The 15,386-nt window shown below is 69.7% G+C and carries 11 protein-coding genes; 5 read left to right on the forward strand and 6 right to left on the reverse strand.

Annotated features, from left to right (window positions below):
• Positions 1-17: 17 nt before the first annotated feature.
• Together E6U81_RS08830 and E6U81_RS08835 are read right to left on the reverse strand one after the other, a co-directional pair.
• Positions 18-1,547 carry a UDP-N-acetylglucosamine 1-carboxyvinyltransferase gene (locus E6U81_RS08830; RefSeq protein WP_136229531.1) on the reverse strand — a complete coding sequence of 510 codons (1,530 nt, stop codon included), beginning with the start codon at positions 1,545-1,547 and terminating at the stop codon, positions 18-20.
• A gap of 102 nt (positions 1,548-1,649) precedes the next feature.
• Positions 1,650-2,138: a MarR family transcriptional regulator gene (locus E6U81_RS08835; RefSeq protein WP_136229532.1), complete on the reverse strand. Its 489-nt coding sequence runs from the start codon at positions 2,136-2,138 to the stop codon at positions 1,650-1,652.
• A 97-nt stretch (positions 2,139-2,235) separates the two neighbouring features.
• On the opposite strand from E6U81_RS08835, the gene E6U81_RS08840 reads away from it, so the two are divergent.
• On the forward strand, positions 2,236-3,114 hold the full coding sequence (locus E6U81_RS08840; RefSeq protein ID WP_136229533.1) for a haloalkane dehalogenase: 879 nt from the start codon (positions 2,236-2,238) through the stop codon (positions 3,112-3,114).
• Here E6U81_RS08840 and E6U81_RS08845 read toward each other — a convergent pair whose 3' ends face one another.
• Positions 3,115-3,963, reverse strand: a complete 849-nt coding sequence (locus E6U81_RS08845) for a transglutaminase domain-containing protein (protein WP_136229534.1) — start codon at positions 3,961-3,963, stop codon at positions 3,115-3,117. It lies immediately after the preceding gene.
• A gap of 330 nt (positions 3,964-4,293) precedes the next feature.
• Between E6U81_RS08845 and acnA the strand changes: the two genes are divergently transcribed.
• From acnA to E6U81_RS08865, 4 genes are all read left to right on the forward strand, one after another.
• Complete coding sequence (gene acnA, locus E6U81_RS08850; protein WP_136229535.1) at positions 4,294-7,008, forward strand: aconitate hydratase AcnA; 2,715 nt, start codon at positions 4,294-4,296, stop codon at positions 7,006-7,008.
• A 316-nt stretch (positions 7,009-7,324) separates the two neighbouring features.
• On the forward strand, positions 7,325-8,755 hold the full coding sequence (gene ngcE / locus E6U81_RS08855) for an N-acetylglucosamine/diacetylchitobiose ABC transporter substrate-binding protein (protein ID WP_136229536.1): 1,431 nt from the start codon (positions 7,325-7,327) through the stop codon (positions 8,753-8,755).
• Between the two features lie 42 nt (positions 8,756-8,797).
• A complete protein-coding gene (locus E6U81_RS08860; RefSeq protein WP_136229537.1) occupies positions 8,798-9,742 on the forward strand; it encodes a sugar ABC transporter permease in 945 nt (314 codons plus the stop codon).
• A 13-nt stretch (positions 9,743-9,755) separates the two neighbouring features.
• Positions 9,756-10,682 carry a carbohydrate ABC transporter permease gene (locus E6U81_RS08865; RefSeq protein WP_136229538.1) on the forward strand — a complete coding sequence of 309 codons (927 nt, stop codon included), beginning with the start codon at positions 9,756-9,758 and terminating at the stop codon, positions 10,680-10,682.
• Positions 10,683-10,692: 10 nt separating this feature from the next.
• Here E6U81_RS08865 and E6U81_RS08870 read toward each other — a convergent pair whose 3' ends face one another.
• From E6U81_RS08870 to mgtA, 3 genes are all read right to left on the reverse strand, one after another.
• A complete protein-coding gene (locus tag E6U81_RS08870; protein WP_136229539.1) occupies positions 10,693-11,577 on the reverse strand; it encodes a hypothetical protein in 885 nt (294 codons plus the stop codon).
• 109 nt (positions 11,578-11,686) lie between these two features.
• Positions 11,687-12,400, reverse strand: a complete 714-nt coding sequence (locus E6U81_RS41680) for an MgtC/SapB family protein (protein ID WP_276615800.1) — start codon at positions 12,398-12,400, stop codon at positions 11,687-11,689.
• Positions 12,401-12,414: 14 nt separating this feature from the next.
• Complete coding sequence (gene mgtA, locus E6U81_RS08880; RefSeq protein ID WP_136229540.1) at positions 12,415-15,135, reverse strand: magnesium-translocating P-type ATPase; 2,721 nt, start codon at positions 15,133-15,135, stop codon at positions 12,415-12,417.
• Positions 15,136-15,386: the final 251 nt, after the last annotated feature.

The following is a 15,386-nucleotide window of genomic DNA, read 5'->3' on the forward strand; positions in this document are numbered from 1 at the left end:
CCCGGCCCGCGGGCGGCTCAGATGTCGCGGAAGATCTCGATCTGGGCGCCCACCGAGTTGAGGCGTTCGGCCAGTTCCTCGTAGCCGCGGTTGATCACGTAGACGTTGCGCAGGACCGAGGTGCCCTCGGCCGCCATCATCGCCAGGAGGACGACCACCGCCGGGCGGAGGGCCGGCGGGCACATCATCTCCGCCGCGCGCCAGCGGGTGGGGCCCTCGACCAGGACGCGGTGGGGGTCCAGCAGCTGGAGGCGGCCGCCCAGGCGGTTCAGGTCCGTCAGGTAGATGGCGCGGTTGTCGTACACCCAGTCGTGGATGAGGGTCTGGCCCTGGGCGACGGCCGCGATGGCCGCGAAGAAGGGGACGTTGTCGATGTTCAGCCCGGGGAAGGGCATCGGGTGGATCTTGTCGATCGGCGCTTCGAGCTTCGAGGGGCGGACCGTGAGGTCGACGAGCCGGGTGCGGCCGTTGTCCGCCGAGTACTCCGCCGAGCGGTCGTGGTCGAGGCCCATCTCCTCCAGCACCGCGAGCTCGATCTCCATGAACTCGATCGGCACCCGGCGGATCGTCAGCTCCGACTCCGTGACGACCGCGGCGGCCAGCAGGCTCATCGCCTCGACCGGGTCCTCCGAGGGGGAGTAGTCGACGTCCACGTCGATGTTCGGGACGCCGTGCACGGTGAGCGTGGTGGTGCCGACTCCCTCGACCTTGACGCCCAGTGCCTCCAGGAAGAAGCACAGGTCCTGGACCATGTAGTTGGAGGAGGCGTTGCGGATGACGGTGACGCCGTCGTGCCGGGCGGCTGCCAGCAGCGCGTTCTCGGTGACCGTGTCCCCGCGTTCGGTCAGCACGATGGGACGGTCGGGGGAGACCCCGGCCGCGACCTTCGCGTGGTAGATGCCCTCGGTCGCGGTGATGTCCAGGCCGAAGCGGCGCAGGGCGATCATGTGCGGCTCGATGGTGCGGGTGCCGAGGTCGCAGCCGCCCGCGTAGGGCAGGCGGAAGGTCTCCATGCGGTGCAGCAGGGGGCCCAGGAACATGATGATGCTCCGGGTCCGGCGGGCCGCGTCCGCGTCCATGGCCTCCATGTCGAGGCGGGCCGGCGGGACCAGCTCCAGGTCCACGCCGTCGTTGATCCAGCGGCTGCGGACGCCGATGGAGTTCAGGACCTCCAGCAGGCGGTAGACCTCCTCGATGCGGGCCACCCGCCGCAGGACCGTACGGCCCTTGTTGAGCAGCGAGGCGCAGAGCAGCGCGACGCACGCGTTCTTGCTCGTCTTGACGTCGATGGCGCCCGACAGCCGGCGGCCGCCGACCACGCGCAGGTGCATCGGGCCGGCGTAGCCCAGGGAGACGATCTCGCTGTCGAGAGCTTCACCGATTCGGGCGATCATCTCAAGGCTGATGTTTTGATTGCCGCGCTCGATCCGGTTCACTGCGCTCTGGCTTGTGCCGAGGGCTTCGGCGAGCTGACTCTGTGTCCAGCCCCGGTGCTGCCGGGCGTCACGGATGAGCTTGCCGATGCGTACGAGGTAGTCGTCTGCCATGGGGGCACCGTATCTCAGATATGAGATGACTCCTGCGCCGGGTGGGGCAGACGGGTGCATCGAGCGGCGTGTCGTGCGCGTGTCGCCGCACCCTCCCGCGTGTTACTGACCGTCAGGTCCCATGGCGGGGCCGCCGTGTGCGTGGTGCTCGACGATCCGGCCCAGCAGGCGGGTGAGCTGCTCGCGCTCCGCCGCCGACAGCGGGGCCAGGAGTTCGTCCTGGGTCGTGTCGAGGATCTGCTCCAGCCGGCGCAGCCGCCGCCGGCCGGGCGGGGTGAGGGTGATGACGTTGCGCCTGCGGTCCTCGGGGTCGGGGGCGCGCTCGACCAGTTCGCGCTCGGCGAGTTCGTTGATGACGGCGACCAGGTCGCTGCGGTGGATGCCGGTGCGGTCGCTGAGCGCGGCCTGGCTCGCCGGCCCGGACTCCTCCAGCGCGACCATGGCCGCATAGTGCCATGTGCGGGCATCTGCCCGACCGAGGGCGTCGGTCACCAGGCGCTGCGCGTGGGTGGAGGCCTGGCCCAGTAGCCGGCTGGGCAGTTCGCGCAGCCGCGCCGGGACGGCCGCGCCCCCGTTCTCTCCCGTGGTCATGGGGTTGATGCTACCGCTTGCGTTGGTGGCACTAACGAATTAACTTCGTTGGTGCCGCTAACGTTAGTCAGGCAAACGATAAGGGAAGGGGCCTCCCGTGCCCACGATCGACGTACTCGACTCGACGATGTACTACGAGGACCGCGGCGAGGGCGTGCCCTTCGTCTTCCTGCACGGCAACCCCACCTCCTCCCACCTGTGGCGGGGCGTCCTGCCCCGCATCGAGGGCCCGGTCCGCACCCTGGCCCCCGACCTCATCGGCATGGGCCGCTCCGGAAAGCCGGGCGGGGAGTACCGCTTCGCCGACCACGCGCGCCACCTGGACGCGTGGTTCGACGCACTCGGGCTCGACGAGGCGGTGCTGGTCGGTCAGGACTGGGGCGGCGCGCTCGCCTTCGACCGGGCCGCCCGCCATCCCGGGCGGGTCCGCGGGATCGCCTTCATGGAGACGATCGTGCGCCCGATGGGGTGGGACGAGTACCCGCCTGCCGCGCGTGTCCGGTTCGAGGCGATCCGCACGCCGGGAGTGGGGGAGGAGATGGTCCTCGACCGGAACATCTTCATCGAGGACAGCATCCCGAGGACCGTGCTCCACCCGATGGCCGAGGCGGACCGCGCCGTCTACGGCGCCCCCTACCCGACCCGCGAGAGCCGGCTGCCCATGCTGCAGTGGGCCCGCTCGCTGCCGATCGGCGGGGAACCGGCCGACGTCGTCGCCGTCGTCGAGCGGTACGACGCCTGGCTGGCCGACAGCCCCGAAGTCCCCAAGCTCCTGCTCACCTTCGACGGCTCACCCGCCCTGATGATCGGCGCCGAGACGGCCGCCTGGTGCGAACGGAACATCTCGGCGCTGGAGAGCGAGTACTGCGGTCCCGCCGCCCACCTCTGCCCGGAGGACCGCCCCGAGGAGATCGCCGCGGCCGTCAACGCCTGGGCCGCCCGCCACGCCCTCGCCAAGCGGCCCGGAAGAGACTGACTAGGCCGCGCCCCGGCGGCCCAGGACCGGTTCGGCCACCAGCCTGGCCAGGCCGCACAGGGTCTGGCCGTGCCGCGCGAAGAGCTCGTCGCGCGAGTCGTGGTGGCCGAGGTCGGACAGGACGTACGCCGACAGGTCGCACGCGGCGCCCGCCCCGGGGCCCGTGCCCGGGCAGGCGGCCGGCGCCGCGTCCCAGTCGATCGCCGTCCGCGAGAGCGCCTCGAAGAGGGTCTCCGACCCGGCGTTGGTGAAGCCCCCGCCGCGCGCTCCGCCGCGTTCCCCGCCCTGCTCCCCGCCCCCGGGGCGCATTCCGCCGAGGAGTTGCGACACCGTCAGCCAGGACGCGGGAGCCCCTCCCGACACCGCCGGGCTTCCGAGCCGGAACTCCGGCCAGGCCAGCAGCACCTGGTCCGGGACGATCCGCCGCAGCCGGGGGAACCGCGGGTACCAGAACGTGCCGTCCACCAGCAGCCCGCGCACCCGCGTGGGCACCCCGTATGCCCGCGCCACCGCCTCCAGTACGGCCAGCCGCTGGCTGCACGAACCCCGTCCCCGGCGCAGCACCTCCGACACGGGCCGCTCGTCCTGGACGGAGTAGACCGGCCGGACGGCCGCGGCGATCCACGCGTGCGCCCGGTGCAGGCGCTCGATCTGCCGCGCGGGGTCCACCGGGCCCTCGGGGCCCGCCGCGCCCAGCTCACGCACCAGTGCGGCGACCCGGGGGTCCCGCCAGTCCAGGATCCGGGTCGGGGCGGTGCTCCCCTCCGGCACCGCACCGCCGCGCATCCCGTCGCCCGCGCCTGTTCCCGTACGGGTCCGGCCCCAGGGCATGAGCAATGAGCTCGTCATGGACGGCGTCCTCTCGTCAGGCCCTCCCCCCGAGGGCTGGACGCATCCTGACAGAAGATCTGAACGCGTTCAATAGTGCATCGCACCCCGGATCGGGGCATGCGGAAGCGCCCTTCCGGCCCTTCGCCCGTCCGGGCGCGGGTGCGTGCCTCGTCGTCGCACCCGGACATGTACTAGAGTTATCTCGACATCGAGATATCTGCCGAAGGCGTACCGCAGCCGCCCCCGCTGGTAAGGGTTACCTAACTTAGCCTTACCTTAGCGGATTGGCCAAGGGGCGTGGCGGCAGGATGCGGTAAACGCGCGAATTCATGCATGAAGGAGACTGTCGTGTCGGCGAACAGCTTCGACGCCCGCAGCACGCTGCAGGTGGGCGACGAGTCGTACGAGATCTTCCGGCTGGACAAGGTCGAGGGCTCCGCCCGCCTGCCCTACAGCCTGAAGGTGCTGCTGGAGAACCTGCTCCGCACGGAGGACGGCGCGAACATCACCGCCGACCACATCCGGGCGCTCGGCGGCTGGGACTCCCAGGCCCAGCCCAGCCAGGAGATCCAGTTCACGCCGGCCCGCGTGATCATGCAGGACTTCACCGGCGTCCCCTGCGTCGTGGACCTCGCCACGATGCGCGAGGCCGTGAAGGCCCTCGGCGGCGACCCGGCGAAGATCAACCCGCTCTCGCCCGCCGAGATGGTCATCGACCACTCGGTCATCGCCGACAAGTTCGGCACGAAGGACGCCTTCGCGCAGAACGTCGAGCTGGAGTACGGCCGCAACAAGGAGCGCTACCAGTTCCTGCGCTGGGGCCAGACCGCCTTCGACGACTTCAAGGTCGTCCCCCCGGGCACCGGCATCGTCCACCAGGTCAACATCGAGCACCTGGCCCGCACGGTCATGGTCCGGGGCGGCCAGGCCTACCCCGACACCCTCGTCGGCACCGACTCCCACACCACCATGGTCAACGGCCTCGGCGTGCTGGGCTGGGGCGTCGGCGGCATCGAGGCCGAGGCCGCGATGCTCGGCCAGCCGGTCTCCATGCTGATCCCGCGCGTCGTCGGCTTCAAGCTGACCGGCGAGCTGCCCACCGGCACCACCGCCACCGACCTGGTGCTGACCATCACCGAGATGCTGCGCAAGCACGGTGTCGTCGGCAAGTTCGTCGAGTTCTACGGTGAGGGCGTCGCCGCCACCTCCCTCGCGAACCGCGCCACCATCGGCAACATGTCGCCGGAGTTCGGCTCCACCGCCGCGATCTTCCCGATCGACGGCGAGACCCTGAAGTACCTGCGTCTCACCGGCCGCTCCGAGCAGCAGGTCGCGCTCGTCGAGGCGTACGCCAAGGAGCAGGGCCTGTGGCTGGACCCGGCCGCCGAGCCGGACTTCTCCGAGAAGCTGGAGCTCGACCTCTCCACGGTCGTCCCCTCCATCGCCGGCCCGAAGCGCCCGCAGGATCGCATCGTCCTCGCCAACGCCGCCGAGCAGTTCGCCGTGGACGTGCGCAACTACGTCAGCGACGACGAGGAGGCCGGCAAGGAGTCCTTCCCGGCGTCCGACGCCCCGGCGTCCTCCAACGGTGTGCCCACCAAGCCCACCCTGGTGACCCTGGCCGACGGCACCTCCTTCGAGATCGACCACGGCGCCGTCACCGTCGCCGCGATCACCTCCTGCACCAACACCTCGAACCCCTACGTCATGGTCGCCGCGGCGCTCGTGGCCAAGAAGGCGTCCGAGAAGGGCCTGACCCGCAAGCCGTGGGTCAAGACCACCCTCGCCCCGGGCTCGAAGGTCGTCACCGACTACTTCGACAAGGCCGGCCTGACCCCGTACCTCGACAAGATGGGCTTCAACCTCGTCGGGTACGGCTGCACCACCTGCATCGGCAACTCCGGTCCGCTGGACGAGGAGATCTCGAAGGCGATCAACGAGGCCGACCTCGCGGTGACCTCGGTGCTGTCGGGCAACCGCAACTTCGAGGGCCGCATCAACCCCGACGTCAAGATGAACTACCTGGCCTCCCCGCCGCTGGTCGTCGCGTACGCCATCGCGGGCTCCATGAAGGTGGACATCACCAAGGACGCCCTGGGCACCGACACCGAGGGCAAGCCGGTCTTCCTCGCGGACATCTGGCCCTCCGAGGCCGAGGTCAACGACGTCGTGGCGAACGCCATCGGCGAGGACATGTTCAGCAAGTCCTACAGCGACGTCTTCGCGGGCGACGCCCAGTGGCAGGCGCTGTCGATCCCGACCGGCAACACCTTCGAGTGGGACCCGCAGTCCACCTACGTCCGCAAGCCCCCCTACTTCGAGGGCATGACGATGGAGACCACCCCGGTCTCCGACATCGCCGGCGCCCGCGTGCTGGCGAAGCTGGGCGACTCGGTCACCACCGACCACATCTCCCCGGCCGGTGCGATCAAGGCCGACACCCCGGCCGGCAAGTACCTCACCGAGCACGGCGTCGAGCGCCGCGACTTCAACTCGTACGGTTCCCGCCGCGGCAACCACGAGGTCATGATCCGCGGTACGTTCGCCAACATCCGCCTGCGCAACCAGATCGCGCCGGGCACCGAGGGCGGCTTCACCCGCGACTTCACCGTCGAGGGCGCGCCGGTCTCGTTCATCTACGACGCCTCGCAGAACTACCAGGCCGCCGGCATCCCGCTGGTCATCCTGGCCGGCAAGGAGTACGGCTCCGGCTCGTCCCGCGACTGGGCCGCCAAGGGCACCGCGCTGCTCGGCGTCAAGGCCGTCATCGCCGAGTCCTACGAGCGCATCCACCGCTCCAACCTGATCGGCATGGGCGTCCTGCCCCTGCAGTTCCCCGAGGGCGCCACCGCGGCCTCGCTGGGCCTCACCGGCGAGGAGACCTTCTCCTTCACCGGTGTGGAGGAGCTGAACAACGGCACCACCCCGCGCACGGTCAAGGTCACCACCGAGACCGGTGTGGAGTTCGACGCGGTCGTCCGCATCGACACGCCGGGTGAGGCCGACTACTACCGCAACGGCGGCATCATGCAGTACGTCCTGCGGAACCTCATCCGCGGCTAAGGGCGCGCCAGGCGGAGCGATCCGCCGTCTGTCGGCACCATAGGGCCGTACCCCCGACGAGGGGGTGCGGCCCTTGTCGCTTTTCGCGGCGGCGGTCTCAGGTGACGGACAGGTCTCAACTCGGAAAAGCCGGGAACGATCCTTGTGCACGATCTTGCTCAGTCGAGCGGAAGTGGACTATACCTGTGCCCGTCCGGGCCACTGCGTGATGAGCGGTCCCGGGCCGGGGGATGCCGGGGGACCTGCGGTGATGCCCGCATGCACGGTAACTGCCGCGATTTCCGGCCTCCTTCACACTCCTGACGAAGGCGAGGACATGAGCATGGGATCCACTGGTGAGGGCTTCGGCCGCCGTGATCTGATCAAGCGTTCCGCAGCGCTCGGCCTGATCAGCGTGCCGACGATGAGCTTCCTGTCCGCCTGCGCCTCCGGCGGTGAGGACACCACGAAGGGCCCCGACAAGGGGGTCGTGTCCAAGGAGAACCCCTTCGGTGTCGCGAAGGGGGGCAAGATGGACGTCGTCGTCTTCAAGGGCGGCTTCGGCGACGACTACGCGAAGGCCTGGGAGGCCGCCTTCGACAAGAAGTGGGGCACCACCAGCTCCCACCTCGGCACCCAGGAGATCACCGGAAAGCTCCAGACCCGCTTCAACGGCGGCAACCCGCCGGACGTCGTCGACAACTCGGGCGCCCAGAAGATCAAGCTGGACGTGCTCTTCAAGAGCAACCAGCTCGCCGACCTCACCCCCGTGCTGGACGCCCCCTCCCTCGACGACCCGAGCAAGAAGGTCCGCGACACGCTCATCGCGGGCACCGTCGAACAGGGCACGCAGGGCGGCAAGTTCGTCTCGCTGAACTACGTCTACACCGTCTACGGATTCTGGTACTCCGGGAAGCTCTTCAAGGAGAAGGGCTGGACGCCGCCCAAGACCTGGGACGAGTTCCTCGCGGTCTGCGCCAAGGCCAAGGAGGCCGGCCTCGGCGGCCTCGCCCACCAGGGCAAGTACCCGTACTACATCAACGTCGTCATCATGGACCTGATCGCCAAGAAGGGCGGTCTGGAGGCCATGAAGGCGATCGACAACCTGGAGCCGAACGCCTTCGAGGGCAACCCGGCCGCCCTCGCCGCCGTAGAGGCGGTCTACGAGGTGGTGGAGAAGGACCTGCTCCTCCCGGGGACGAACGGCCTGACCCACACCGAGTCCCAGACCGCCTGGAACCAGTACAAGGCGGCCTTCATCCCCTCCGGCTCCTGGCTGGAGAACGAGCAGCTCAAGCAGACGCCCGACGACTTCGACATGCAGTTCCTGCCGGTCCCGGCGCTCGCGGACAGCAAGCTGCCCTTCGAGGCCATCCGGGCCGGCGCCGGCGAGCCCTTCATCGTCCCGGAGAAGGCCGCCAACAAGCCCGGCGGCCTGGAGTTCATCCGTTCGATGCTGTCCCGCGAATGGTCGACCATCTTCGCCCAGCAGGCCAACTCGCTCACCGTGGTCAAGGACGGCGTGGACCCGGGCGTGAAACTGCGGCCCGGCACCCAGTCGGCGGTGACCGCCCTCAAGGCGGCGGGAACGAACACCTTCAATTACCTTTACCCCGACTGGTACAGCGAGATGGACACGGCGATCCAGGACGCGTCCAACGAGCTGATGGCCAAGCGGATTCAGCCGAAGGAGTGGATCAAGCGGGCCCAGGCGGCGGTCAACAAGGCGGCACAGGATCCAGGCGCCAAGAACAACCGTCGCAGCTGACAGCACGCCCCACCGGTCACCGGCACACCAGGGACGGACACCATGAGCCAAGTAGTCCGGGGCAGGGGACGGAGCGGCTTCATCGCCGGTTTCCTCCTCGCACCCCTCGCGCTGTATCTGACCTTCGTCATCTGGCCGTACGTACAGACGTTCGGCTACTCCTTCACCAACTGGACGGGCCAGTCCCCGACGTTCGACTTCGTCGGCGTGGACAACTACTCCGCCCTGATGAAGGACGAGGTCTTCCGCGGGGCCCTCTGGAACAACCTGCTGCTCCTGGTGTTCGTCCCGGCGGTCACCATCCTGCTCGCCCTCTTCTTCGCCTTCATGGTGAACGCGGGCGGGCGGGGCGGGGCCGGCGGTGTCCAGGGCGTGGCGGGCTCGCGCTTCTACAAGATCGTCTACTTCTTCCCGCAGGTGCTCTCCCTCGCCATCCTCGCGGTGCTCTTCGGCGCCGTGTACCGCACCGACGAGGGCGGCCTGCTCAACGGCGTCCTCATCCGGCTCGGCATCGTCGACCGGATGCACCCGATCGAATGGCTGAACGAGCCGAGGCTGGTCCTGTGGTGCCTGCTCCTCGTGGTGGTCTGGCACGGCGTGGGCTTCTACCTCGTGCTGTTCTCCGCGGCCATGCAGTCCGTCCCCAAGGACATCTACGAAGCGGCCCTGCTCGACGGGGCGGGCCGCGCCCAGACCTTCTTCAGGGTCACCCTGCCCCTGCTGTGGGACTCCGTACAGACCTCCGCGGTCTATCTGGGCATCGCCGCGATGGACATGTTCGTCCTGGTGTCGACCATGACCTCCGGCCAGTTCGGGGGCGGCCCCGACCATCACAGCGAGGTCATGGCCACGGTGCTGATGAGGAACTTCCTCTACTTCGGCAAGAGCGGCTACGCCTGCGCCATGGGCGTGGTCATGCTCGTCCTCACCATGATCCTTTCCGTCATCACGCTGCGCGCCACCCGCCGCGAGCGCATCGAGTTCTGAGCGGGAGACCGTCATGACCACAGTGATCAAGGCTCCGGGCGAATCCGCTGCGGAGCGGTCCGGCGGAGCCGGCCCCGACGGGGAACGGAGCACCGGACGCTCCGAGGGCCTGGTCCTCAACGTCTTCTCCCACGGCTTCCTCGTCCTCTGGGCCGTACTGATCGTGCTGCCCCTGATCTGGCTGGCGCTCGGCTCCTTCAAGACCGACGCGCAGATCGGCGGCTCGGCGCTCAGCTGGCCCTCCAACTGGAACCTCGACGCCTTCGGGCGGGCCTGGGACAAGGGCATCGGCGACTACTTCGCCAACACCCTCATCGTGATGGTGTTCTCGGTACCGCTGACGATGCTGCTCGGCTCGATGGCGGCGTACGTCCTGGCCCGCTACCCCTTCCCGGGCAACCGGTTCGTCTACTACTTCTTCGTCAGCGGGGCGATGTTCCCCGTCTTCCTCGCGCTCGTCCCGCTGTTCTTCATGGTCAAGCGGTTCGACATGCTGAACACGTACCAGGGCCTGATCCTCGTGTACGTGGCGTACTCGATGCCGTTCACCGTCTTCTTCATGCACTCGTTCTTCCGCACGCTGCCGACGGCTGTGCACGAGGCCGCGGTGATCGACGGCGCCTCCGACACCCGGATCTTCTTCCAGGTGATGGTGCCGATGGCCAAGCCCGGCCTGATCAGCGTCGGGATCTTCAACGTCCTGGGCCAGTGGAACCAGTACATCCTGCCCTCCGTGCTGATGCAGCCCCAGACCGGATCCGACCCCGAGCGCTACCTGCTCACCCAGGGCCTGATCCAGCTCCAGCAGCAGCAGGGCTACGAGACCGACCTGCCCGTGCTCTTCGCCGGCGTGACCATCGCGATGATCCCGATGCTGGTCGTCTACCTCTCCTTCCAGCGCCAGATCCAGGCGGGCCTGACCTCGGCGACGCTGAAGTAGCGGCCCCGCGTCAGGTGCGGTCCGAGGCCTTCCGCAGCTTGTACAGCAGTCCGGACCCCGGGTCGCCGACCTCCTGGCTGATCCGGGGCTCCTGCCCGGTGCCGTCGACGTGCCAGGCCTGCCAGTGGCAGACGGGGATCTCCACGCGGACCCTCTGCGACCACACGTCGTGCCCCGGCTCGTAGAACCAGGTGCCGGAGCCCGAGCACCGCCGTGAGGGCTCGCCGGGGCGGTCGCCGAGGCGGTGCACGCCGACGCCGGAGGCGGTGACCCGGCCGTCCGGGGTGAAGACCAGCGTTCCCCTCGTGTGGTCGATCCAGGTGCCGGTCATGGTCTGCGGCCCGATCCTCGGCGGCTCGTAGGCGGGCAGTACGCCGACGGCCAGCCCGAGCGCGCCGCACAGGCCCGTCCCCGCCACCACCGCCGTGCCCCACAGCGCGACCCGCCGCAGGAGGCCCTCGCCCCGGGGCAGGGCGATGACCGCCCCCAGGGAGAGCGAGGCGGTGGCCGAGGCCCAGAAAGCCAGTGTGTTACCCGTCTCCGCGTCGTTGTACGTCGCGAAGATCAGGACGGGAGCCGCCAGCAGGGCCGCCACGGCCGCCGGGGCCGCCACCGTCGCCCACCAGGCGGCGCGGGCGTCGAGCCCGCGGACGACGAGGTCCGCCAGCGCGACCGCCGGCACGACGAAGACGAGCGACAGCATGAACGCGATGAAGCCGACGAGGGGCATGGTCGCGATCAGGGACCCCCCGATGGTCACCCAGTCGGGGGGCTCGTCCGGCGGTGGCTGCGTCTGCACGTACAGCAGGACCACCACGATCGTCAGCACGACCTCCAGGCATCCCACCAGCGTCGAGACCACCAGCACGCGGCCGTACGACCGTTTCTGACGCATGCTCACCCCCCATGCGGACCGGTGGGCAGACGTGTCGGCCCGGCCGGCGAATCCTGGATCCATAGTGCCAGCCGGGCTGAACGCGTTCAATTCATTCTTCGCGCCCGCCTCACGAGGGGACCACCGACCAGCTGACCGCCGACACCGACGGATCCAGCGAGAGGTTGCCGACCGCCTCCTCCAGCGCCGGGCACTGGGCTCCCTCGGCGGTCAGCAGTGCGGACACGGTCACCCGGCCGGGCACCGGGCCGTCCTGGCTCCGGATCGAGCGCAGCTGGTGTCCCGGCCGGCCCAGGGCGTCCACCAGCCGGTGGCGGATGTGGGCCTCCTCCGCCTCCAGGCACACCGCCTCGAAGTGGTATTCGGCGGCCACCTCGGCCCCGCCGCGCGGCTCGCGGTCGAGGCGCCGGCCCAGCGGGCGCAGCAGGAGGTTTGCCCCCACCACGCCCGCCGTGCCGCAGACGGCCAGGACGAACAGGCCGACGCCGGCCAGGCAGCCGACGGCCGCCGAGCACCACAGGGTGGCGGCCGTGTTCAGCCCGCGCACGCTGAGGCCGTCGCGCATGATCACGCCGGCGCCGAGGAAGCCGATCCCGGACACGATCTGTGCGGCGACCCGGGAGCCGTCGTGGTTCACCTCGGACACCGCGCTGAGGAACCCGTACTGCGAGAGCAGCACGAAGAGCGCGGCCCCGCCCGCGACCAGGGCGTTCGTGCGCAGACCCGCGAGGCGGGCCCGCCACTGGCGCTCCAGGCCGATGACCGCTCCGAGCCCGAGCGCGGCGGCCAGGTGCGCGGCCATCTGCCCTTCGGTGAGCAGCATCGGACTCCCTCCTCCTACAGCCAGGTGCCGAAGCGGCGGATGTACCAGGTCTTCACGAGCTGGGTGAGCGTGCAGTAGGCGAGCAGCACGCCGATCAGCCACGGGAAGTAGCTCGCCGGCAGGGCGACGAAGCCCAGCGAGGGGGCCAGCGGCGAGAAGGGCAGCCAGAGCCCGGTCAGCACCGCGAGGACGGTCATGACCATCACCGGCCAGGAGGCGCGGGACTGGATGAACGGGATCTTCCGGGTGCGGATCATGTGCACGATCAGGGTCTGAGAGAGCAGGCCCTCGATGAACCAGCCCGACTGGAAGAGGGACTGGCTCGCCTCGCTGTCGGCGGCGAAGACGTGCCACATGATCAGGAACATCGCGATGTCGAAGATCGAGCTGATCGGGCCGATGGTGACCATGAAGCGGCCGATGCCCCTGGCGTCCCAGTTGCGGGGCTTGCGCAGGTACTCCTCGTCCATCCGGTCCCACGGGGTGGCCAGCTGGGCGATGTCGTAGACCAGGTTCTGGACCAGCAGCATGATCGCGAGCATCGGCTGGAAGGGGATGAAGGCGCTCGCGACCAGGACCGAGAAGACGTTGCCGAAGTTCGACGACGCCGTCATCTTGATGTACTTGATCGTGTTGCCGAAGGTGGTGCGGCCCTGGAGGACGCCCTGCTCCAGGACGGTGAGGTCCTTCTCCAGCAGGATGATGTCCGCGGACTCCTTGGCGATGTCGACGGCGGTGTCCACGGAGATGCCGACGTCGGCGTCGCGCAGGGCGGCGGCGTCGTTGATGCCGTCGCCGAGGAAGCCGACGGTGTGCCCGTCGGCCTGGAGGGCGCGGACGATCCTGGCCTTCTGGACCGGGTTGACCTTGGCGAAGACCGTCGTACGGGCGGCCAGCGCGCGCAGTTCGGTGTCGTCGAGGGCGTCGGTCTCGGGGCCGAGGACCACGGTCCCCACGTCGATGCCGACGTCCGCGCAGACCCGGGCGGCGACGAGGTCGTTGTCGCCGGTGACGACCTTCACCGCTATGCCCTTGTCGGCCAGCGCCTCCAGGGCCCGGGCGGCGTCGGCCTTCGGCGGGTCGAGGAAGGCGAGGAAGCCGACCAGGGTCAGCCCGTCCTCGTCGGCGACGGAGTAGGTGTCGCGCGGGGTGTCGACGGTGCGGGTGGCGACGGCGAGGACGCGCAGGCCCCGCCGGTTGTTGTCCTCGGCGATCCGGGTGACGTGCCACCGCAGCTGCTCGGTCAGCTCCACGGTCTCGCCGCGGTCGGTCAGGTGCGTGCAGAGGTCCAGGACCTCTTCGACCGCACCCTTGGTGATCATGACGTGTTCGCCGGGTCCGGAACCGCCCGTGAGCGTGTTGCGGGCCAGGACCACGGACATCCGGCGCCGGGCGAAGTCGAAGGGGATCTCGTCGACCATCGAGAACCGTGCGTCGACGACAACCTCCTCGGCCTCGCCCGCGCGGTCGATGACCGCCTGGTCCATCAGGTTGCGCAGGCCGGTCTGGAAGTGCGCGTTGAGGTAGCCGTACTCCAGGACCTCGCCATCGTCGTTGCCGTGCACGTCCAGGTAGCGGTCCAGGACGATCCGGTCCTCGGTGAGGGTGCCGGTCTTGTCGGTGCACAGCACGTCCATCGCGCCCAGGTTCTGGATCGCGTTGAGCCGCTTGACGACCACCTTGTGCCTGGCCATGGCGACGGCTCCGCGCGCCAGGTTGGCGGAGACCACCATCGGGAGCATCTCGGGGGTCAGGCCGACGGCTACGGCGATGCCGAAGAGGAAGGCCTCGTCCCAGTCGCCCTTGGTCAGGCCGTTGATCACGAAGACGACCGGGACCATGACCAGCATGAAGCGGATCAGCAGGAAGCTGACCTTGCGCACGCCGGTGTCGAAGTTGGTCTGCGGGCGCTCGCCTACCAGGGAGCCGGCCATCGAGCCGAACCAGCTGTCGGCACCGGTCGCGACGACGACCCCGGTGGCGGTGCCGGAGGTGACGGAGGTCCCCATCAGGGCCAGGTTGTCGGCCTCGACCGGGTCGGTGGTGGCCTGCTGGCCCGGATCCTGGGCGCGCGTGTCGGCCTTGGCCACCGGCAGGGACTCGCCGGAGAGCGCGGCCTGGCTGATCATCAGGTCCTTGGCGGTGAGGAGCCGCAGATCGGCCGGGATCAGGTCGCCGGCGGCCAGCCTGACCACGTCGCCCGGGACCACCTGGTCCATGGGCACCTCGAAGGTGGTCGGCGCCGAGCCGCTGCCGGCCCGGCGCTGGACCGCGCAGGTGGTGGTGACCAGCTGCCCCAGGGCGTCGGCGGCGCGGCCGGAGCGGTACTCCTGCCAGAAGCGCAGCAGCCCGCTGATCCCCACCATCGCGGAGAGGATGACGACGCCCGGGTCCGCGGGGTCCTGCCAGTACATGACGGCGGCCAGGAAGACCAGGACGGCGATGAAGGGGTTCCGGAAGGCCTTCGCGAGCTGGACGTACCAGCGCGGCGCCCGCTCCTGGGCGACGACGTTGGCGCCGTGGCGCTCCAGGCGCAGCGCGGCCTCGGCGTGGGTGAGGCCGCTCGCGGACGCATCCACGCACTGCAGGGCCCGCACGCCCGGGCCGGCGCTGATGTCGGCGAGGCGCTCGCCGACGAGCCGGGTGCGGGACTCCAGCTCGACGGCCTTGCGCTCGCGGCGGGACCGGCCCGGCGGCGCGAGCTTGGCCGGGGAACGGGGGGTGAGCATGGTCATGGCACATACCTCCCTCCACGTTTCCGGGCAGCTCGAAGCCGAACGGTCACGTGGAGTGATCAGGAGTCGGCGTACGGCGGCCGCGCGGGCCGCCGCCGATGCCGACGGACATGGATGACGCACGCCGGACGGAGCAGTCCGGTCATGCGGAAGGGGAGGAACGCGTGAGCAGCGCTGCAGCGCACGGGAACAGCGGGACACCGCTGCCGTGCGTACTCACGGAAAGGTCGGCCGATCAGCCGTTCGGCGGG

Origin of the sequence: Streptomyces sp. A0592 (genome assembly GCF_004795115.1) — a bacterium.
Lineage (GTDB): Bacteria > Actinomycetota > Actinomycetes > Streptomycetales > Streptomycetaceae > Streptomyces > Streptomyces erythrochromogenes.

Bases quoted from the DNA above. Each gene is read 5' to 3' on its own strand.
- E6U81_RS08835 (WP_136229532.1), bottom strand. From the start codon at position 2,138: ATGACCACGGGAGAGAACGGGGGCGCGGCCGTCCCGGCGCGGCTGCGC.
- E6U81_RS08860 (WP_136229537.1), top strand. From the start codon at position 8,798: ATGAGCCAAGTAGTCCGGGGCAGGGGACGGAGCGGCTTCATCGCCGGT.
- E6U81_RS08845 (WP_136229534.1), bottom strand. From the start codon at position 3,963: ATGACGAGCTCATTGCTCATGCCCTGGGGCCGGACCCGTACGGGAACA.
- E6U81_RS08830 (WP_136229531.1), bottom strand. From the start codon at position 1,547: ATGGCAGACGACTACCTCGTACGCATCGGCAAGCTCATCCGTGACGCC.
- E6U81_RS08870 (WP_136229539.1), bottom strand. From the start codon at position 11,577: ATGCGTCAGAAACGGTCGTACGGCCGCGTGCTGGTGGTCTCGACGCTG.
- E6U81_RS41680 (WP_276615800.1), bottom strand. From the start codon at position 12,400: ATGCTGCTCACCGAAGGGCAGATGGCCGCGCACCTGGCCGCCGCGCTC.
- ngcE (WP_136229536.1), top strand. From the start codon at position 7,325: ATGAGCATGGGATCCACTGGTGAGGGCTTCGGCCGCCGTGATCTGATC.
- E6U81_RS08865 (WP_136229538.1), top strand. From the start codon at position 9,756: ATGACCACAGTGATCAAGGCTCCGGGCGAATCCGCTGCGGAGCGGTCC.
- mgtA (WP_136229540.1), bottom strand. From the start codon at position 15,135: ATGACCATGCTCACCCCCCGTTCCCCGGCCAAGCTCGCGCCGCCGGGC.